The sequence below is a fragment of the Vibrio sp. D404a genome, from assembly GCF_030248535.1.
In the GTDB taxonomy this organism is placed as follows: Bacteria; Pseudomonadota; Gammaproteobacteria; order Enterobacterales; family Vibrionaceae; genus Vibrio.
The window spans coordinates 269,403-290,832 of record NZ_JAHGAJ010000005.1 but is presented as its reverse complement, the minus strand read 5'-3'; the positions used below and the strand labels follow the sequence as shown (position 1 = coordinate 290,832).

The 21,430-nt window shown below is 46.7% G+C and carries 18 protein-coding genes; 5 read left to right on the top strand and 13 right to left on the bottom strand.

The window, feature by feature from the left end:
- The first annotated feature begins 251 nt into the window (after positions 1-251).
- Both KI655_RS04080 and KI655_RS04075 read left to right on the top strand, forming a co-directional pair.
- Complete coding sequence (locus KI655_RS04080; protein ID WP_285401988.1) at positions 252-413, top strand: hypothetical protein; 162 nt, start codon at positions 252-254, stop codon at positions 411-413.
- A 190-nt stretch (positions 414-603) separates the two neighbouring features.
- Entirely contained in the window at positions 604-1,143 is a 540-nt protein-coding gene (locus tag KI655_RS04075) for a DUF3332 domain-containing protein (protein ID WP_285401986.1), read from the top strand.
- Positions 1,144-1,278: 135 nt separating this feature from the next.
- Here KI655_RS04075 and KI655_RS04070 read toward each other — a convergent pair whose 3' ends face one another.
- The 4 genes from KI655_RS04070 to KI655_RS04055 are packed head-to-tail and all read right to left on the bottom strand — an operon-like array spanning position 1,279 to position 5,208.
- Positions 1,279-1,944: a potassium channel family protein gene (locus KI655_RS04070; RefSeq protein WP_285401984.1), complete on the bottom strand. Its 666-nt coding sequence runs from the start codon at positions 1,942-1,944 to the stop codon at positions 1,279-1,281.
- On the bottom strand, positions 1,945-3,054 hold the full coding sequence (locus KI655_RS04065; protein ID WP_285401982.1) for an AI-2E family transporter: 1,110 nt from the start codon (positions 3,052-3,054) through the stop codon (positions 1,945-1,947).
- A gap of 23 nt (positions 3,055-3,077) precedes the next feature.
- Complete coding sequence (locus tag KI655_RS04060; protein ID WP_285401980.1) at positions 3,078-4,097, bottom strand: DUF2955 domain-containing protein; 1,020 nt, start codon at positions 4,095-4,097, stop codon at positions 3,078-3,080.
- Entirely contained in the window at positions 4,087-5,208 is a 1,122-nt protein-coding gene (locus KI655_RS04055; protein ID WP_285401978.1) for an HlyD family secretion protein, read from the bottom strand. The genes KI655_RS04060 and KI655_RS04055 overlap by 11 nt, the downstream gene beginning before the upstream one ends.
- 182 nt (positions 5,209-5,390) lie before the next feature.
- Here KI655_RS04055 and KI655_RS04050 point away from each other — a divergent pair, with 182 nt between their 5' ends.
- Positions 5,391-6,404: an AraC family transcriptional regulator gene (locus KI655_RS04050; RefSeq protein WP_285401976.1), complete on the top strand. Its 1,014-nt coding sequence runs from the start codon at positions 5,391-5,393 to the stop codon at positions 6,402-6,404.
- Here the strand turns inward: KI655_RS04050 and KI655_RS04045 are convergent.
- The 8 genes from KI655_RS04045 to KI655_RS04010 all read right to left on the bottom strand — a co-directional run bounded on the left by KI655_RS04045 (position 6,390) and on the right by KI655_RS04010 (position 17,520).
- Positions 6,390-7,517, bottom strand: a complete 1,128-nt coding sequence (locus tag KI655_RS04045; protein WP_285401974.1) for a GGDEF domain-containing protein — start codon at positions 7,515-7,517, stop codon at positions 6,390-6,392. The two genes, KI655_RS04050 and KI655_RS04045, sit on opposite strands and share 15 nt — an antisense overlap.
- Positions 7,518-7,634: 117 nt before the next feature.
- Positions 7,635-8,639: a Solitary outer membrane autotransporter beta-barrel domain gene (locus KI655_RS04040; protein WP_285401972.1), complete on the bottom strand. Its 1,005-nt coding sequence runs from the start codon at positions 8,637-8,639 to the stop codon at positions 7,635-7,637.
- Between the two features lie 316 nt (positions 8,640-8,955).
- Positions 8,956-10,002, bottom strand: coding sequence for a helix-turn-helix transcriptional regulator (locus tag KI655_RS04035; protein ID WP_285401970.1), 1,047 nt, complete (start codon positions 10,000-10,002; stop codon positions 8,956-8,958).
- A 95-nt stretch (positions 10,003-10,097) separates the two neighbouring features.
- The gene (locus KI655_RS04030) at positions 10,098-10,640 is read right to left on the bottom strand and encodes a copper-binding protein (RefSeq protein WP_285401968.1); all 543 of its coding nucleotides are present in this window, start codon (positions 10,638-10,640) and stop codon (positions 10,098-10,100) included.
- 73 nt (positions 10,641-10,713) lie between these two features.
- Positions 10,714-13,833 carry an efflux RND transporter permease subunit gene (locus KI655_RS04025; RefSeq protein ID WP_285401966.1) on the bottom strand — a complete coding sequence of 1,040 codons (3,120 nt, stop codon included), beginning with the start codon at positions 13,831-13,833 and terminating at the stop codon, positions 10,714-10,716.
- 2 nt (positions 13,834-13,835) lie between these two features.
- Positions 13,836-15,548: an efflux RND transporter periplasmic adaptor subunit gene (locus tag KI655_RS04020; protein WP_285401965.1), complete on the bottom strand. Its 1,713-nt coding sequence runs from the start codon at positions 15,546-15,548 to the stop codon at positions 13,836-13,838.
- 9 nt (positions 15,549-15,557) lie between these two features.
- Positions 15,558-17,006 carry a TolC family protein gene (locus KI655_RS04015; RefSeq protein WP_373417261.1) on the bottom strand — a complete coding sequence of 483 codons (1,449 nt, stop codon included), beginning with the start codon at positions 17,004-17,006 and terminating at the stop codon, positions 15,558-15,560.
- Between the two features lie 106 nt (positions 17,007-17,112).
- Positions 17,113-17,520, bottom strand: coding sequence for a hypothetical protein (locus KI655_RS04010; protein ID WP_285401963.1), 408 nt, complete (start codon positions 17,518-17,520; stop codon positions 17,113-17,115).
- Between the two features lie 380 nt (positions 17,521-17,900).
- On the opposite strand from KI655_RS04010, the gene KI655_RS04005 reads away from it, so the two are divergent.
- The gene (locus KI655_RS04005) at positions 17,901-18,242 is read left to right on the top strand and encodes a thiamine-phosphate diphosphorylase (protein ID WP_285402018.1); all 342 of its coding nucleotides are present in this window, start codon (positions 17,901-17,903) and stop codon (positions 18,240-18,242) included.
- A 205-nt stretch (positions 18,243-18,447) separates the two neighbouring features.
- Here the strand turns inward: KI655_RS04005 and thiE are convergent, their stop codons facing one another.
- Entirely contained in the window at positions 18,448-19,065 is a 618-nt protein-coding gene (gene thiE / locus KI655_RS04000) for a thiamine phosphate synthase (RefSeq protein ID WP_285401961.1), read from the bottom strand.
- 341 nt (positions 19,066-19,406) lie between these two features.
- Between thiE and KI655_RS03995 the strand changes: the two genes are divergently transcribed.
- The gene (locus tag KI655_RS03995) at positions 19,407-21,353 is read left to right on the top strand and encodes a methyl-accepting chemotaxis protein (protein WP_285401959.1); all 1,947 of its coding nucleotides are present in this window, start codon (positions 19,407-19,409) and stop codon (positions 21,351-21,353) included.
- Positions 21,354-21,430: the final 77 nt, after the last annotated feature.

The window sequence follows — 21,430 nt, the reverse complement described above, 5'->3', positions numbered from 1 at the left end:
TTCACGGCGCTTTTGGCTCACAACACCCAGATGCGGCCATATGACGAATCAATCGATGATAAAAACGCCAGCAAGTTCTAAAGCACTCGCGCTAAATCAGACAACCTTAACCAAACCTTTCTCATCATAGAGTTTACGTTTTCATCAAGCCATGGCATCAAATGGTAAATCTCATTCAGCACTATTTTGTACATTAGTTGCACAAGGCAGCCAAAGCAGACAGGAGTCTTATCACTAAATGAGAGAGCATCATGACATATTCAGACTACAAAGAATCCGACCTACACAAATGCGTTATCGTGACAGGTGAGTTACTCACTTCAACAGCGAAATTTGCCATCAAAGCCACCACCGTTTTACTCAAATGTTTTCGCTGGCTTGCAATCAAGGCGTATCGATACGTGATGAAATAAGCTCTACTCTCAGAACAAACACCAAACACTTGAAGCGCTGCCTAACTAAGGCAGCGTTTTTTTTGCTTGAATAAAACTGCGGTAATTTTATACAGCCATTGGCGTTAAATGGTAAAACTTGTTGGCTAAAAGAACCGATACTACACCTGTTCCAACGAAACAGACTTATTAAATAAATACAGGTACTAAGATGAAAAAGATGGCACTAAAGATTGTAGGACTCACGGTTTTAGCTTCTGCGCTAACGGGTTGTATCGGTAGTAATGCTGTCACAGGGAAAGTGATGAAATTCAACGTAGAAGTCGTAGATAACCGCTACGCTCGTGCGGGAGTGAACTTCTTACTTGCTCCGGTCTACGGTATCACTACCGCTGCCGATTACGTGGTGTTCAACTCTCTTGAATTCTGGACGGGTAAAAACCCAATCAGTGGTTCACCACACATCTTTGATACCAAAGCAGACACGCACTTCAAAGTGAATGATGAACTCGACCCAAGCCTAAAAGAGGCACCTGTTGCACCTCTGTCTAACAATCGCACTATTGAAACGGGCGAAATGATTCAGATTGACGAAAATACTATCCAAATGGACATCGTCTATAACACAGGTGAGAGCGCGACGCTTACAGGCATCAAAGAAGGTCAAGAAGTCAGTTACTACATGAATGGCGAGTTAGTTTCACAAACAACAATCAGTGAGCTAGAAGCGTTGAAGAACGGTAAAGCATAACCCGGCTCAAACATAAGGCCGTTGAGAGTCATACAACTCTCAACGGCCTTTTTTATTTGCTGTCATTTAGGATAAGACTTACTTTCTTTGGTAGCTAGCTTTGATGACTAGCTTTGGTGATTAGCTTTTTCCTGACTAGCTCTGATCTTCCTGCCCTTGATTCAATCGAATACTGACCAGACTCGCCACCATGATAGCCAAATAAAAACTACCAATAATCGATTCCATAAACACAAAGAACTGAGCCACTGGAAGTGCAGGAGAGATATCCCCATACCCAACCGTGGTCAGGGTAATGAAGCTAAAGTACATCGCATTGAACAAATTGCTCAGCCACTCTCGCTCTTCTAGTCCATTAAACGCGTGTGGCAGCAGCTCTAAAATCAGCAGATAAATGGTCGCCCAAGCCAGACCAATCAAAAGATAAATACAGATCGAGCCAATGATATGGTTCTTAGTGACACTCGATGCTTGCATTACCTGCCTGAGCGCGGAATAGATGTGAGAAAACAAAAAAGCAGCTAGAGCAGAAAGGGTCACAATCGAGAGGTTATAGTCTTCAAAGAATGAGAATACCCCAGACACCCCAGCCGTTAGCAACAACAAGCCATACCAAGATCGATACAGTGCTCGCTCTTGGTGGATACCCGCAATAGAAACCGCTAAGGTCATGATAATCAGAAACAAGATGGTCTTTTGGCCTTGAGGATAAAACTGCTGCATCACGGCGCAGCCAAAGAACAGCACCAATAAGGCGAAAAACAAAAAGTAAAAGTTATCGTCCTTAGAAACAGGCTTCATCTACTTCGCCTCTTCTTGTTTTGCTGGTTCTTCTAAGCTATCTGGTTCTTCTGAACTGGTTTGTTCTAAGTTGAGCCAAACCATTAATAGCTCATAGGTCAAACTCAGCACTACCGCACCCACAAACAGACCAACAATACCCGACATCGCCATGCCGCCTAATGCACCCAGCAGAATCACCAACATTGGGATGTGAGAACCACGACTCAGCAACACAGGTTTTAGGAACGCATCACTACCACTCACCAGCAGACACCAGACCAAGAAAATACTGGCCGCCATGGTCGACTCAACGCTGAACATGTAGATAATCGCAGGCAGAAGCGCGAGAATCGGTGGCAATTGAATAATCGCAATTAAGAGTACAGCTAACGCCCAGAACGCCGCCGCAGGCACACCCGCAATCACCAAGCCAATAGCAGAAGCCACCGACTGAATCACAGCCACACCAATCACCCCCTGAACCACACTTCTTACTGTGACTTTGGAAAGCTTAACCAACTCTTCACCGCGACCATCGGTTAAACGTGCGACCAAATGCGTCAAACCAAGCTGACATTTATCTGCGTTACTCATGAAAGCGCCAGCGATAATGGTAGAGATAATAAACTGCACGAAACCACCACCCAGAGATCCAAGAATCGAAGCGGCTTTTGCTGCGAACTGTTTGATCTCTTCTGCGTACTTCACAAACGCCCCTTCAATGTTTGTTGAAGCGTACACAAGCGCACCATAGATCTTCTCTCCGACAAGTGGGATCTCTTGCAGAGACTGTTTAGGCTTGGGAACGGATAAAGTGCCATCTTGCAAACCACTCATTAGGTCAGATGCACTGGTATAGATACCTGAGGACAACGCGATAAGGGGAATAAGGAGCAACAACACCCCAATAAAACTCAGTAAGCCACTCGCCTTCCCTTTCGACATACCGGTTTTATTGGAGATCGCCACCGCCACAGGATAGAGCGCTGTCGCAATGATAGCTCCCCATATCACCAACAAGATAAACGGTTTAAGAATAGAGAAACACCAGTAGACAAGAATCGCCACAGCGGCAATTTTTATCGCTGCATCAATTGCTTGCTTTGAAAAGTCTTCAGTTAACTTCATAAAACATCCTTGTTCATAAAAAATTAAGGCTGATTTTGCAGAAACTTCCAATTCCGAGTTTCAAGAAACAAGGAAGCTAAAATCATATAAACACCAATCATGACCAGTTGGACAATGCGTATCAGTGTATTACTGTCAATGTCACCTGAGCTCATCAAAGTACTGCCAATAAGAACAAGTAAGGTACTAAACGCCGTCGCAAATATTGGCGCCTTTTCTGGCACGGTATAGATCTTCCGAGCCATAAAAATCGCGACTAGTCCAATAAACAGCGAATAGAAAATAATGTTGGGCACAATCGCCAATATTGAGTACGCCACAATCGCCAGTAGCCCACCAATACCATTACTAATCACCAAAAACGCACTTAATTTCACCGACTTCTCCGCGGTGATCATTAAAGAGAGCAGTGCAATAAACATCATAGTCAACAATGCTTCTGAAATTTGGAAAATAAAGAAGAAGCAGACCACGGGATAAGAGATGATCATGGCTCTAAACGCCGCATACCAGCGTTGCTTACGATCCAATGGTGCAGGCGCAAAGCCAGAAAAGTCCGATTTAGGCTCAGGAAAATAGATATGAACTAGAGCAAAAATCAACACGGACACCACACCAGAAGTCGCCAGGCCTGATGCCAGCATCACCGACATCCCTGGATTATCGATCGCCATGAACGGCAACATAAGCACTGCGATTAACAGAATAGTCGCAAACAGATTCCATTTAGGATCAACGAATAGGTAGTAACCCCAGAGCATCATCAACCCCACTAGCACCAGCAGAGGTATTGGGTAATGCGTGATCCCTCTTGAAAGCATTAAGCCAAGCGCCATCGTGGCGACCAGTGCAAGCAATAGTTCATATACCGTCTCTTTGTGAAGATTCGGTTTGTCGATCAAGAATTTCGCTGTAAACACAGGGGCGACAAACGCCAGTGGCCAGTTGATCCAAGCGGCCAAAAATACCGCAAGGATCACGCCCACTGTGAAGCGAAGAATACGTCGCTGAACCTGCTCATCTAAGATGGCATTATCTGACATAAGAAAGCACGCTGATTAGTCGAATCCAAAGTTTGCCAATCGCATTAAAGACGAAGTTATCACCACTGTAGACGATGACATCCGCTTGTCCGCCCACTCTCAACATGCCAGATACTTCATCACGCTCAAATTCAATGGTAATAGGCAGCATTTGAGTTTGACGCAGCCAACCTGTTTGTTGGCTCGCTTGGGCAAGCTTACCCGCTTGATCGTTTTGTCCCCAATCTACCCCCCAGTCGATGCTACTCACTCGACCTGAAACCACTTTACCCGGTGCAAAATCGAGTGCGATTTCCACTTCATCGCCCACCGCGACGTTACCTAAGCTGTTCTCACGGTAATATGCTTCGATCCAGATATCTTGCGTCGAAACAAACGTCATAATGGCTTGACCAGAAGAGGCATAAAAACCTTCAGATAAACTGAAGTTTGATACGCCACCTTGTGTAGGTGCGGTAATAACGGTTCTCTCTAGATTGAGCTGCGCTTGTTCAAGAGCTAACAACGCCGCTTTAACTTGGCTGTTCTCTTTGCCCTCTTTACCCATTTGCTTTTTTGCTCGTTCAAGATCGGCTTCAGCATTTACAACTGCTGCTGTTGAAGTTGCCAAGGCGGCACGTGCTTGATCTGCATCCGACTTCGACACCACTCCCTTCTCTGCCATCGCTAACACACGCTTAGCTTGTAGATCTGTATTCTGTCTCTCGACAATCGCCGACGTCAGTTTGGCTTGCGCAGATGCGATATTGGCCGTTTGCGCACCAACATTCTGCCCGGCAATTTCTAGATTTTGCTCTGCTTGCGCCACAGCGATTCGATAATCAGAATCATCCAAGACTGCGAGCACATCCCCTTGTTCCACTAACTGGTTTGGTTGGACACGAATATCCAAGACTTTTCCTGAGACTTCAGGTTTGATTGGAACGATGTAACCCTTCACACGAGCATTATCCGTAATCGGGATCAGTCGATCAGAGACAATACTGAATAACAGCATCACAGCGACAAACAACAACAAGTAGTTTGTCACTTTTCTGACTTTGTCCTTTTTATTAGGCTGCTGCGTTGGTTCACTGCTTGCAGATGATTCCGCCTCGTTAACTTCAGACATACCACTCCCTTTCATCTAGGTAACATCAACAAAATTAGTACTTTAAAAATAAGCCTACTCGTGGAAAACTCAAGAAATCAGAGTTAAATTTATCTAATGGCGCTCTGTAACTGATAGGTGCGTCTAATTATTGCCAATGCACACATATCTATCTGCAAATACACTCAAGGGATTGTTTCGTTATGGCAGAAGTCAATTATCAAGTTCCTGTAATACAAACAAATTATGCAAAGATTCTAGTGCAGATGTTTTCTGACTATGGCTTAAATTTGCACCAATTGTTAGAGGATTCGGGCTTACCACCGGATTTGATTCAGTCCGACAGTGATTTTGTACCCTCAGAATCGATTAAACGCCTGATCTATCTCACTTCGGTTCAGTTAGGCGTCTCTAAATTTACCGACCTACTTGGTTTGGCTTTTCGTCGCCGCATCATCCCACATGTCTTGCATCAATTTGTCGATTACCAAACCATCGGTGATGCTTTGCAGCACATCGGTAAAATCTTCTCCAACGACTCCCCCGGCAGTCGAGTCTCTCTTGAGGAAGAACATGGTCAAACTTGGTTCTGCCGTCAGGCTCTAGATGATGATTCGCCTAAATTCCAGTGGGGCGAAGCGTTTGCAATCATCTACATCATTGAGCTTATTACCATACTCTCTAATCGCCCCTGGCAACCTACGAAGATTCGTCTTCAAGGAAATGAAAGCGACGTGGTGAGCACAATAACCACCAGCCATTGTCAGATATATGTTCAACAAGAAAAAACATCAGTGATGATCCCTGATGACATTCTGCACTTGCCTATCCAACTCACCAGCAAAGACCTAAGTCCAAAGCCCTCTTTGGTTGAGTGGCATACTAGCTTTACTGACAGTGTTTATGAGCTGCTCAAGCCGTACGTGAAAGAGCAAGACCTTTCGATCGAGGACGCTGCGCAGTTACTCAACTTTTCAGTGCGCACTTTCCAAAGAAAGTTAAAGCAAGAGAACACCTCTTTTCGCAAGATCAAAGAGAACCTGATGTATTCGGTAGCCTGTGAATTGATGGAGCAAGGCCACACCCTGACCTACATATCGAGTCAACTTGGCTATACCAACATCTCCCACTTTTCCCGTGCATTCAAACGAGTCTCCGGACTAACACCTAAAATCTATCAACGCTCTATTTCCGAAAATAAATTAACTGGCTCTTGAGTGGTTCACCGCTACCGTTTTCAATGGCGAACACTCGATGGACTGCACTGGCGAGCGGCGATTTTTCCGCTCACCCAATGTCGTTTCGCTAATACAAACTCGGTTGCGACCGCTCTGTTTCGCTCGATAAAGCGCCTTATCCGCCTTTCGATACGTTCTATCAGCCTGAGTATGGACCACAGAAACACCACAACTGATAGTAATACCTAGCGTCGACGATTGCTTGATGGCCTCTTTTAATCGATGCATCGCTTCACCGGCTTCATTCAGTGTCGTTTCCGGCATCAACACCGCGAACTCCTCGCCACCGACTCGTGAGATAATATCCGTTGCGCGACAACGGCTTTGCAGCACTTTAGCTACCTCTTTTAATGTTAAATCACCTTGGTCATGCCCAAACTCATCATTGATACGTTTGAAGTGGTCGATATCGATGATCGCTAAACAGGCCTGAGTATTGGTATAACGATTCGCTAAATTGACATAATGGTCGAGTTCCCGATCAAAGCGGCGGCGATTCCAACATTCGGTCAGTGAATCGGTTTCAACTAAGGTTCTCAGGCGACGCTCGAGGTCTTTTCTCTGAGTAATATCGGTAAAGGTCACCACGTATTTCTCTTTATGTGGGGCGATTTGACTGAGCCTTTCTACGATGACATTCACCGTAAATGGCGCGCCAAGACGGCTCATGCCGCTGACTTCCCCTTTCCAGCGATAATTATGCTCTAGCGCGTTTTGTATGGTAGTAATCAGCGTTCGATTTCTCATAAAGCAGAGGTCTAAAATCGGGCGCGCTTCAATCTGAGCAAAGGCGTATCCGGTGATCTTCGAAAACTGCTGATTAACCTGCATCACCCTTAGATCGCGGTCCAATACAACAAAGCCAGCGATACCATCAATGATTGATTCAGATAAGCTGTAATCGCGGTCTCGTCTCTCATGTTGATACAAACGCACCGCGATGAATGTACTGATGACAAACACCACGCACACGGACGCCGCCACCGTTATATTGGAGGCAGAATTGAGCAACCAAAGGGTAAAAAGTAAGTTGAGAACCAAAGCAGAAACAACATAGAGAGGAATTCTGGGTTCAGGGGATAACTTTTTCATAGCACGCTCTTGTGATGACAGAGCCTATATAATGACCAAGTTTTAAAGCCGTTATTTACCATTTTACGACACATATAAATTCACATTAGCTCACCCTCAGCCATCTAAATCAATATGCTAGTTGTTGAGCAATATAATCAGACTTCCACCACTCAAAGAGCTGCCATAATTGAAGTTAATGCCTACCCCAAAGTTATCGAAGAAGTAAGAGTCGTAAGGCATATCAAACACTAAACCCGCACCAAATTCATAATAATAATGAGTATCCAAAGGTGAGGTTAAATCCCCCGCAACGTCTATGCGCCTGAAGTTATAATGAATCTGAGGGTTATCGAGAGGCACGGAGTCAAGTGCTACCTTTTGTCGAAATTCAAGCTCATTGATAAACCTCAGTCCTTCAGGGTTTCCAATATCTCCATCATTCGCCTCTCCTCCGCCCGTGCCATAGAAATAACGCACGCGCGAAGAAACATTCCAGCTGCCCCATTCTTGCAGTTGGTTATATTTCAGCTTTAAGGAAGGCTCGGCGATCAACGCCCATGCGGAAGTATTCAAAGCGTAGCCATCAAGCTGCTGTTGAAGCCCCTGAGAATAGCTGTTGCGGTAATCAAACTCATTCTTGTAGTAGAGCGTATGCAAGCCCAATCCATAGGCAAGTGACCAGTGCTCATCAAAGTGACTAACAAGGCCGGCAAAGCCATAAGCCCCCAATACTGTGTCTTGGTTCTGGTCTAGGGTGCGATCCTGTGTCACGCTAGAGTCGATCTCAATTTCTTGCTCAGTGGTTACGTAAGAAACACGCACCGACCAGATGAAGTCTAGGTCAGGGTTATCTGTTTTGATCACACTCGTATATGGGATAGCCCCTACTTTGACTTGGCTTCGGGTTTCTATTGTCGTATCAGAGCCAAAGCCACTGTCATTCAAATTGATCAGTGAGTTAGGATCAAAATCAACAAATCCTATCGAAACGGCATCACTATCAGTGAGTGCGATGGATACTGCAAAGATTTTCTCCAGCCTGTCTTGCAGCGCAGGGCTACTTGCAAGAGCGGCAGAAGGAAATGTGAGGGCAATAGCCCCGATAACAGAGGGATAGAAACGGTTTTGCAGGTAAAGCATTAAGTTGACTCCATTCAAACTTATGCTTCAAGTGTAATTGTAAAATTCGCTTTTTCAATCAGAGGTTTAAAGTTGGAACAGGTGTCTGTCGCAAAGCGAGTTGTAAAATGCTGGCTAAATCTATTGTACCGTACAATTCCTGAACATCTTGTACTCGAAAATGAATGATCATGGCATACCCTCAATAGTGAATGTAAGTCCATCATGGCTCATTCTAAATCGAGAAACTTACCATTATATGCCACCCATTCACTTTTGAGTGTTTCCTTGAACCAGTGATACTCGCCTCTTGGAAAGGTCACACTAGCCTTTGAAACTAGGATGGATTCTCTTGTCTGAATTGTCTTGGTGTCATCTTCATTTGGCGCTTAAAAGCGCGAGTGAAGTGTGAAGAGTCTGAGTAACCCATCTTGGCACCAATTTCGGTAATGGATAAGCTAGAGTGTTGAAGCAGGTACAAGGTCTGTTCTAAGACCATCTCTTCGATCAGTGTTTTGTAGACCACTCCCTCTTTTTCGAGGCGTCGTTGAATGGTTCTCACATGGATATTGAGGATTTCAGAAGCCAAGCTTATCGGCAGCTTGCCCATTGATAGGTAGGGCTTGATCGCAAGCTTAAACGAACTTAGGAATGAACATGTCCCGGTTGGCATGTTTAAGGCTTGATTCAAACTCTGGGCACGAGTTTTTGACGACGTGCTTTTCGCTAACGCATTTTTAGATAAGGTGATTGGAGAATGAATGAGTGACTCAGGGATCGCAAATGCAGTCACTGGTCTACCGACAAAGAACTGAGCTTCTGCCATCTCTGGTAAGGCTTGAAAGTAATCGAGATCATCACTCTGGATCCCCACTTCCGATGGTCGCCACTGACCTTGGGTCAAACTGGTTAGCAGCTCGTTGATAAACAGCACTGAGAACAGTTCCGACAGTTTAAACCAAGGTGCATTAGAGAAGGCTTTTTCACGCACGAGCCACCACTTACCACCCGTGTTCTTTGTATAGAGTGTGGCACCCGTAGAGCGAGTTTTGAGATGCTCGGAAAACTCGTCGAGCGCTTCTTTCAAAGAGGCCTGTTTCGATAACTGCACGACAAACTTTGGTACATAAACTTGTTTGCAGAAACTCCAGAATAGCAGCGTCATCTCTTCTCTCGATGCAGAGCGCTCCATTAGCTCCAACACATTCTTCAAGGTTGTTTCAGGGAGGTGTTGGTAGTCACGCTCACCAGTCAAAATGTCATTTGGGATCTTAGCTTCTCGCAGCAAGGTGTAGATATCTTGGTCGAACGCCTGTAACAGCTCAGCTAACCACTCGACATCGTCTGCATTTACGATTGCTATTGAATTACTCTGTTCAGCCATTACGCGTTCCCTTCACCATTGACTCTCTACTATTCTACTCATAAAAAGGGCCGCCAACGCGACCCAATCTAATTAAATGTCCAATTTATAGCGACTTATAGCTTAATGGATTTTGTCATACCTGCTTCAGCATGGCCTTTGAAGTTACACGCGAACTCAACCTCATTGTCACCGTGGAAGTGCCACATAAACTGACGCGCCTTCTTTGGTTCAACCACAATCGAGTTCTTGGTGTCATGCTCCATACCAGCCATTGCTGCCATCATTTTGCGGTGGCTCTCTAGTTCCTCTTTGCTGCCAATAGAGAACTCATGAGATTCGCTGCCCGCATTCATTACGACAAACTGCACCACATCATTCGGCTCGATCTTAACTTCTTTCTTGAACGTGATGGTTTTGTCGTCGTTAAGAATCACGTGCACAACTTTGTCTGGTTTAGCACCATTGGCAGGCATACCAACACTTGAGGTACGTTGCATGCCCATCATGTTTGAATGATCCATGTTTGAATGGTCCATCATTTCATGGTTCATCTCACTGTGATTCATATTTCCATGCTCCATTGAAGAGTGGTCCATCTGGGCAAAAACAGAAGTGGTAAATAGAGCCAAGCCTAGAGCGATAGTTGTCTTTTTCATAATAATTCCTATTTTTAACAAGGCCCAGATTAAATGCGACTGGGCCATTTAAATTCAATGAGTTAGTGGAGCGTTATTTAATTTCTCGTTGTTTCCAAAGCACGAAAATAGCTGGGATAACGAGCAGGGTTAAAAGCAAGGCAGACGCCATGCCGCCTATCATAGGAGCCGCAATTCTTTGCATTACCTCCGAGCCTGTCCCTTCTCCATACATGATTGGGATCAGACCGATGATGACCGTTAGTACCGTCATCATCACAGGGCGTACTCGCAAACCCGCTCCTTCACGGATCGCTTCCAAGAGGTCTTGGTGTTGCAGTGGTCTATGGCTAGTTTCGTGGTCTTGCTTCTTAAAGCTCCAAGCTTGGTTTAAGTACACCAGCATGATCACGCCTATCTCGACCGCAACCCCCGCTAAGGCAATAAAGCCGACTCCGACCGCAATTGAGAAGTTGTAGCCAAGGTAGTGCATCAACCAGACGCCCCCCACCATCGCCAGTGGCAAGGTCAACATAATCACCATCACTTCTCCAACACGGCGGAAGCTGAGATAAAGCAGTAACATGATGATGGCAATGGTAATCGGCACCACGATGCTCAAACGCTCCTTGGCGCGCTCCATGTATTCGTATTGCCCAGACCAAGCTAACGAGTAACCAGCCGGAAGCTCTAGTTGCTCAGCGACCGCAAGCTTGGCATTGTCGACGTAAGTACCTAAGTCTCGCCCTTCGATATCAACAAAAACCCAACCATTTGGTCGTGCATTTTCCGTTTTGATCATTGGCGGCCCGTCTTCATAACGCACATCCGCGACATCAGCTAAGGCAATGCGAGCCCCGTTGGCCGTGATCAAAGGCAGGTTCTGCAACTTAATCACCGAATCACGATAGGCTTGCGGATAACGCACATTAATTGGGTAGCGCTCAAGTCCTTCAACCGTTTCGCCCACGTTCATACCGCCGACAGCCGTTGAGATCACCTGTTGGATCTCCGCAATGCTCAAGCCGTATCGCGCAGCTGAACGTCGATCAATATCGATCGTCACATAGCGACCACCCGCTACACGTTCTGCGTATACAGAAGCCGTTCCCGGTAACTCATTCAGAATTGGCTCGATGTCGGCCCCAATTTTCTCAATCACCTTGAGATCAGGGCCAGCAATCTTGATTCCGATAGGGGTCTTGATACCCGTAGCCAGCATATCGATACGGGTTTTGATTGGCATAACCCAAGCGTTGGTTAAACCGGGGAATTGAATCAGACTATCCAGTTCATCACGCAAAGACTCAGATGTGACACCGTCACGCCATGTATCTTTAGGTTTAAACTGAATCACTGTCTCAATCATGGTTAATGGCGCAGGATCAGTCGCTGTTTCTGCTCGACCTATCTTGCCCCACACCGTTTCGACTTCCGGAATGGTTTTGATGAGTTTGTTGGTCTGCTGTAATAACTCACGCGCTTTACCGATCGAGATACCCGGATAGGTTGTCGGCATGTACATTAGATCCCCTTCGTCGAGCGGAGGAATGAACTCGCTACCCAGTTTGCTGGTTGGGTAGTACGCCGATGCCATCAAAGCAATAGCCACCACGATGATCGTTTTCGGGAAACGCAGGCTCAGGTTCAGAAGCGGACGATACAGTCCAACCAAACCCTTGTTGATTGGGTTCTTATGCTCAGGAAGTACCTTACCGCGAATGAAGTAACCCATCAGCACAGGCACTAATGTGATCGCCAAGCCCGCAGACGCTGCCATTGCATAGGTCTTGGTGAACGCAAGCGGCGAGAACATCTTGCCCTCTTGGCCTTCTAGCGCGAATACAGGGACAAAACTCAAGGTAATGATGAGCAGCGAGAAGAACAGCGGAGCACCTACTTCTTCAGCGGCCTTACCGATTACTTGCCAACGATTGTCGTCATTAAGTGGCGTGCGCTCGATATGCTTATGCACGTTCTCAATCATCACGATCGCGCCATCAACCATGGCACCGATCGCAATCGCTATCCCGCCCAAAGACATAATGTTGGCGTTAATACCCTGCCAGTGCATCACGATGAATGCCGACAAAATACCAACAGGAAGGCTGAGTGCGATCACTAAAGATGAGCGAATGTGGAACAGGAACAAAGCACACACAATCGCGACTACTAAGAACTCTTCAGCAAGCTTTTGCCATAGGTTTTCTACCGCAGAGTCAATCAGGGTTGAACGGTCATACGTTGCGACAATCTCAACACCGTCTGGCAGGCTTCGTTGTAGCTCTTCAAGCTTGGTTTTCACCTCGGTGATCACCTCACTGGCGTTCTCACCAAAGCGCATCACAATCACACCACCGACAGCCTCGCCTTCACCGTTTAGCTCAGAGATGCCACGACGCATTTGTGGGCCTAGGTTCACGTCTGCAATGTCACCCAATAGCAAAGGCGTTCCTTTCGCCGTCACCTTTAGAGGCAGGGCTTTCAGATCCTCAATTCCCGTCAGGTAACCGGACGTACGCACCATGTGCTCAGCTTCTGCAACCTCAATAACCGAGGCACCTGTCTCTTGGTTGCCGCTCTGAATGGCGCTGTTGACCTGCTTTAGAGTCAAGTCGTAGGCACGCAGCTTGGCAGGATCTATCTGCACTTGATACTGCTTAACCATGCCACCGACCGTCGCCACTTCAGACACACCATTGACGGTTTGCAGCTCGTATTTTAAGAACCAATCTTGCAGGCTGCGGAGCTCAGCGAGATCGTGCTGACCCGTTTTGTCTTGTAGTACATAGCTGTAGATCCAGCCTACACCGGTCGCATCGGGGCCAAGTGTTGGCTTGGCGCTAGCTGGCAGTTTAGGCGCAACTTGGCTGAGATACTCCAATACCCTTGAACGCGCCCAATACATATCAGTGTCGTCGTTGAAGATGATATAAACGTAAGAATCCCCAAAGAACGAATAGCCCCTAACGGTTTCAGCACCGGGTACTGCGAGCATTGCTGTAGTAAGTGGATAGGTAACTTGATCTTCCACCACCTGAGGCGCTTGGCCCGGATAGCTGGTTTTAATGATCACCTGCACATCAGAGAGATCCGGAATGGCATCAACAGGGGTATTTTTCACACTGTAGAGGCCGCCCAACGTCAGAGCGATAGTGGCGACGAGCACCAAAAATCGATTGCTGATCGACCAGCGAATAATTGCATTTATCATCACTATTCCTCAGCCGATTCGATCTGTTTTAGCACGTAATCCGTGCCCGATTTCACCACAAGGAAACGCACTTTTTGCCCCTCTTGGTAATCGCCCAGTGGAATGTCATCGCTCGCGGTAAAATTCATCTCTCCCGCTTGCCACTGCCACTCATCAACCGCTTGGTGGTTCACTGTGATCATGCCAAAGTCCGCCATCAGCATGGTGATATCGCCTTCAACCCATACCTCTTTCGCCATCACATCATCGCTTTGGCTGACATCAGTAACTTGATATTGGCCGGATTCAGTCTTTTCCATTTCAAAGTCGATGGACTGGCCATTTGCCAAGCCCGACAGGTCAACCTCCTCAGAGAAGGTAAAGTCCATCACCATGCCCGGCCAATCCCATTCAGGAACCGGTTGATGCTCAATGGTTGCCATACGATGCCCGACCATCAGGTTGGTAATGGTGCCCTTCGCCCAAACCGAGCTGCTCATCTGCTCTGATTCGTCATTGGTTGAAGAGATACGCGACAGATCCGCCGTTTGACTGGATTCAGAATCCAACATGAAGTGAGCAGATGTCACCACCTCAACACCCTGTTCTAGACCCTCAAGTACTTCCACACGATCATCCGCCTCTCGCCCAACTCGGATACGATGAGAGCGATATTTACCATCGCCTTCAGACAGCACCACGCGCGTCACACCTCCTGAATGGATCACGGAAGAGCGCGCCACCGTTAATACATCATCTTCGCTTTCAGGCTTTAAGGTGATGTTTGAGAACATGTTCGGTTTAAGCTCACCATCAGAGTTCGGGAACTTGAGACGAACGCGCAAAGTACGTGTGGTTGGATCCAGGATTGGGTAGACATAATCGACGCGACCGCTCCATTCGCCACCCGGAACCGCATCTAACGTCATCGAAGCTGCAGTGCCTTGTGAAATCCAATGTGCTTGGCGCTCAAAAACTTCCGCATCAACCCAGACTTCGTCCAGTGGACCAGCGCTGATCACCGCTTGAGCCGGAGAAAGGTATCCCCCTTCTCGGATATTTAAGGTCGCGATAACACCGTCAGCAGGCGCTTTAACTTCAATGGTTTGCGATGCCTTACCACGCTTCACAATGCGATTGATTTGCAGCTTATCGACACCCAAAGAGAGCAGTCGCTCTTTCGCGCCAGCAATCATCCCTTTACGACCGGTTTTATAAGCACTAAGCAGCTCTTCTTGTGCCTTTACGAGCTCAGGAGAATAGAGTGTGAATAACACCTCCCCTTGCGATACCTTCTCACCCACGGCATTGATAAACAGATCTTGAACCCAACCAGAGACACGTACGTTGGTTTGCCACAGACGACTTTCATCAAACGCAACGTATCCGACTGTCTCGATTTTTGGAGCCAGCGGTTCTAGCATCACGGTTTCACTTTTGACACCAAGGTTATTTTCGACCGAAGGATCAATGGTTACCGTGCCCGGCTTATCTTTCTTGCCTGCTAGGTCATCAGCGTAAACGGGAACTAAGTCCATGCCCATTGGCGACTTACCCGGTTGATCTCGTTGATAATTCGGATCCATCGGAGCAACCCAATACAGGGGCTCATCGGCACTGCTGGCCGACGATTCACTGCTCATTGCAGCGTGATTCATAGAAAAAAACTGACTCGCACCAACACCGATTGCAGCGCCAACGACAAGTGCAATGCTTGCGACTTTAAATGATTTCATGAAGATTCCTTATTGCGCTTGAGGCGTTGTTTTTGTTGATTGTGAAGGCTGGTGATATGAACCACCCACAAGCGCCGCTAATTGGCTGTTAACGATATTGAGATCAGTGATCAGTCTCTGCTGCTCCAACTGAATATTGAGCGCATTGGTCATGGCAGTGATCACGTCATTAAACTGAGCAGTATTGTTTTGATAGCCGCGCTCGACCGCTTGCGTGGTCGCATCGGCTTGAGGAATAAAGCTCTTTTGATAACGCTCGATACGTTGAGCCAAGTTGTCTCTGTCTACCAACAGCGCATTCACTTTGGCGTTCATCTGGCTTAATAAGGTCTCTTTCTGGGCGCGTGCTGAACCGACTTGATACTGAGCCGCTTCGACACTTTTGTCTTGGCGATTACCCGTAAACAGTGGGATATCCATAGTCACATAGGCACTCACCAAATCAGAGGCGGGATTGCCCTGCATGTTGTCAGCTTGACGATAGGCATACATCACCTCCACACCAAATTGAGGCAGATACGCTTGCTCTGCGATCTCTACTTGAGTTTCGTTAACAGTAATTGCACTATCCGCAGCGCGCACCATAGGATGCGATTGCAACAGTGGATAGAATTGAGAGCTGCCAGCATAAGGGGTGAGCTGCGCTTCTAGAGCTTGCCAACCCAATGCATTATTGGCTTGAATAGCATTCGTTGATGAGCCTTTTGCAGACGTTCCGCTTGAGGCCAGAGAGGCATTCAGCCACTCCGCACCTAACCATTCAGACAGCTGCGCAACAATACGGCGCTGCTGCTGTTGATTGGCTTGCAGTTTCTCATCGAACTTCACCACGTTAAGCTGCGCGTTAAGCAGATCTTGAGCTTCGCTGTTACCAATGCCGTAATTGGTTTCAATGAATCGCTCTAGCTCTGCCATCAAGCGACGACTCTCCAGCAGCGTTGAACGTGCGGCTTGTTGGTAGCCAAGCTCTAGCCAAAGTGTGGTAATGGTATTGGTGATTTCTCTTTCACGAACGGCAACTTGGAAATGGATGCCATCTGCCTGTTGGGTTGATTGACGCTCTTTCAAATCCAGTGTCGAGCCACGTTCAAACTGCTGCATTAGCCCAACCGAGATGTTGGTCATAGGGTCTTCGTCAAACTTAAAACTATCAACAGGTAAGCCGCCAAAACCTACTTTCAACTTAGGGTCGCTCAAGGTCGCCGACGCGATACCGGCGTGTCGAGCGGCTTGAGATTGAGCAATGATCTGTTGACGACCACTGTCACGCTGTAGCGCTTGCTCAATGAGCAGCGAGAGCTGACGTTCATGCGCTCGTTGAGATTCAGTATTGCTGCCATTATTTGAGTGACTCGCACTGGTCGAAGTCACCGCCGCATTCGACGATGCCGCGACTGCAAATGCAGGCATCGCCAATAAGCTGGTGCAAATAGGTAGCACCAACCATCTTGATTCAATATTCACAAGAATAAATCCATTTTATGGCGTTAAAAAACGCATAGATCGCACCTAGGGGTCAGCCGTTACGACAGGCCGATAGGTAGTGAGATTGTGGAATAGTGAATTAAGCGGAAGGCGGTCTAAGAATAGATTGAATGCGCGCAACCTTGCTACCTATGATCACGTCGTGATAAGGGGCAAGCGAGTAGGCAAAGCTAGATAAAGTATTGATTGATTGAATCGGGTAAGACCAACTCAGGCAGATAGAGACACAGCAATTGGCAAAGCCGTCCCCACCATGAGAGCAATGACTGGAGTCATGTTGAGACATGTCATGCATAGATTGGTGGTCACCAGCGACCGAACACATTGCAGCGATTTCATGAGTCATCATGCTTGCGTGTGGGCAAGCCATGGTCTCTTTATCCATCATCTGCATTTCCATGGTTGACGCACTAGAAACACTCGTCGACAACAACATCGCAAGGATGCTGAAGATCGTAATCCAGAATGTCTTAAGTGAGTGTGTCATAACCAATCCATATAAGGTGAAACGCAACTATAAACGTTACCCCAAGGGTAAGGTCAACGATTCTCTTACAAATATAGCCCTAAGATTGAGTGTTCGCTCACTAAACAGACAAACTGCCGACTTTTCTAACAATTATCTTTGTCGTCTAGACAAAACACCCTAGTTGATGTCATTGGGTCTCAAACTTACTATGCGAGGCGTCAGAGTTACTGGTGATTCTTCAGATACTTAGGCACGTTACTTAAACCATGTTCATTAAACAGGTCACTTTTTGAATCTCGATTCACCCCAGTTTATGAGCCCATTTTGGTGCTCGTTTCTACCTGAATGAACCTTTGGAATTATTTGTGAACGTTTTAAAGAATATTTGCCCATTGAAAATGGGGAAAGAGCGTAACAAGCGTGAGTATGACTTACGTGTATTGAACTGTGTTAGTGATAGTGAGTATGCTTCACGCATGGCAATTTGGGACACTTTGCTAATGGGTAAGCCAGCAGCAAGTGAAATGAAAGGGTTTATGGATGAGGCTTTCAACAAGCTTCAAAATGAACTGCAAGAGACACGTCGCGAGTTGTCGATTAACTACACCGACTTTATTGCGATGGCTCATGAAGAAGTAAACTACATCAAGGTGTTCGTGGCAGACAACAAAGCACAGATCGGTTGGTACATTGCTATCGCTCTGATGATTGCTGGTACCGTCGCACTTTGCATGCAATAGGCTGAGTTCCGCTAACACTGAACTCGCTAAGATATGACTAGAAAACAAGTTACTCTTTTAGAGCCGTTGTTTTCTAGTCAATTAAGCTGTTTCTAGCCAGTTAAACTTCTTTGACTCAATTTAGCTTCTTCTACTCACTGAACGTCTTCGACTCAACTGAGTTTTTTCTCGTCAATTTAACTTTTCCAATCAACTAGGCTATGAGCTAGCCCATCAAAGAAAGCAGGTACTCAGACGACGCCTTTGGGTCATCTTCGTGACAAATCGCTGACACCAATGCTAATCCATGCACTCCCGTCGCCATCAACTCAGGAATATTACCCTCGTTGATGCCTCCAATACCGACAATCGGCAGTTTGGTTGTTTCAAGCGCCTTCTTTAAACCTTCCACACCCCAATGCTTTTTAGTATTGGTTTTAGTTGGTGTAGCGAAAATAGCACTCAAACCTATGTAATCAATCGGCAGGTGGTTGGCCTCTTCAAGCTGTTGTTCATTCTCAATCGACAAACCAAGAATCTTATCGTCACCAATCAATTGTCGCGCCATCGCAGCAGGCATATCCGACTGCCCCAAATGAAGCCCATCAGCATCCACCGCCAATGCCACATCTACGCGATCATTAATGATTAAAGGGACACCGGTGCCTTCCAAGATAGTCTTTACACGCTGTGCTCGCTCAATGAAGGCTCTTACGTCACCGTGCTTTTCTCGCACCTGCACCATAGTCACACCGCCCGCGACTGCTTGCTCCACCACATGTTCTAGTGTGGCTAAGTCTTGTTGGTCATCGGTAACAAGATAAAGTTTATATGGATTGTTCATTGAATTGGGGTCCTATTAACGCACTTATTATTTATCACAGCGCTTTCTTTTTGTTGAGCATCTAGTTTACCGTTTGATCACGCCATACACATCAAAATCTCTTCTTGATAGTGGCCTATACACCAAACCTTATCGAGCTGTTCCCGCGTTTACCCTAATAATATGTTACTAGACACACATGAGACCACTCAGAAACTCTGAGAACCGCATCCAAAAACAACAAAACGCCTACAAGTGACACAAAAATGTTACATTTTGCATGCTCTTGCATGATAAATGTGAAATACTCTGCCAGTGCTTCCAAGCAAACATACAGTGAAACGCGGATTATAAGGATGTATATGCGTCAACTATCAATCTCTCTAAGAGTGAAGCTGGGTTATGCCATCTGCTTACTCTTTTTCATCATCTCGGGTTTTGTTAGCTTCCAAGGGATCCAAACTCTATCCAAGGGTTTTCAGGACTACAGCCTACTCAGTAATCAAGCAGAAGAGTCGAGCAACATTGAGACCCACTTTTTGCAAATGCGCCTCACCTCAGAGCGCTACCTTTCAACACTCAATGATCAATATCAGCAAGAATATCTCGCCAATAAAGACGAAATAGATCAACTGCTGCAAGCCTTGCTAACTGAAACTCAACACAGCGACAGCCTAGAGCGTCTATCGCAAGTGCAGCAAAGTATCGCCGAATTTGACCAAGCTTACCGTTTAATGAGCCAGAGCCAGCAGCTCATCCACCAGCTAGTCACGGTTGAGATGGTTAAACGAGAAGAGAACGCACTGAAAGCCGCTCAAAGCCTGCTGTATGAGTCTTACAATAACGACGACTCCAACGCGAGTTTATACGCGGGTATGCTAATGGAGAACTTCCTAGCAGCTAAGATAGCAGTCCTTAGCTACTCTAACGATGGCAACCCAAAAACCTATGAATCGGGTCAAGACCTGTTTGAATATGCCCTACCCGGCATCGAGGGCGACATCCGTTCTCTTGAATCATCGGATTACCAAGCTGAGTTGATCGATAGCTTTACCGATCAGCGCGAAGCCTACGCAGCGGGTTTTGAGCAAGTCCACCAACAGAAACTTGAGAACGCGCAGCTTCAAACCCAACTGACCAGCTTAGGTGATACCCTTGCTGTCGCCGTACTAGATGCACAATCTATCATCGAGCAACAGAAAAACGCGCTTATTCCAGAGCTTGAACTCAGCGAAGAGCGCTCGATTCAGATTATTGTGCTACTCACTGGTATTGCATTATTGGTTGGAACAACCAGTGCAATTCTAGTCACCCGTTCAATCAACAAAGGTATTGCTCAGGTTAAAGAGATCACCAATGAACTGGCCCAAGGTAACTTGAGTGTCGATGTGCGTGTAACCGACCAGAACGAAATTGGTCAGCTACTTGAGAATATGAAAACCACTATTGAGTCTCTGCGCGATATCGTTCAGCAAGTGAACGCCTCTAGCCTACGCATTGGTGAGATGTCTGAATCGCTCGACAGCGTCACCACAACCGGTTCAAACAACGCGGCACGACTCAACGACGAGATCATCAACATCTCTTCGGCTGTCTCTCAACTTGCCTCAAGCACGTCAGAAATTGCATCCAGTGCTAACCATGCTTCTGAGGTGGCAAGCCAAGCTACATCTAACGTTGCTATGGGTCTAACCGAAGTAGACAAGACCCTGCAAGAGATTGGTCAAGCGGACGAGCAAATGCAGCTCAGTAGCCAAAAAGTGAGCGACCTACATGCCGAATCGATGAATATTGGCGCGATTTTAGAGGTGATTCAAGGTGTAACTGAGCAAACCAACTTGCTGGCACTCAATGCGGCAATTGAAGCAGCCCGCGCAGGCGACCAAGGTCGAGGCTTTGCTGTAGTAGCGGATGAAGTTCGCACCCTAGCCCAACGCACCCAAGAGTCAGCGAGCCAGATTAACGATCTCATTACCTCGTTACAGCGTGGCGCTAAAGACGCTCTCGAATCGATTAAAGAGAGTCACGGCACGGTATCTCAAGCGTCTACACAGGCTCAGCAAGCGTCTCAAAACTTGCATGTGATTAACCAACACATTCAAGATTTGAACCAAGCCAACAGCCAGATTGCAACTTCGGTCGATGAACAAGACAGCCTTACCCGTTCCCTGGGTGACAATGCTCAAGGTGCCAATACCATTGCGCAAAGCAACCAAGAGTCTGTGGCTAAGATCTCGGAGGCGGCAAGTGACTTGACTGAGGTAGCACACCACCTTAAGAGCCAAGTTGACCGTTTTAAAAGCACCTAGCGGATGTCGTAATCACGGCCAGTTGAGTCTATACCAATAAAAATAACCCCGAGTTGATAAGACTCGGGGTTATTGTT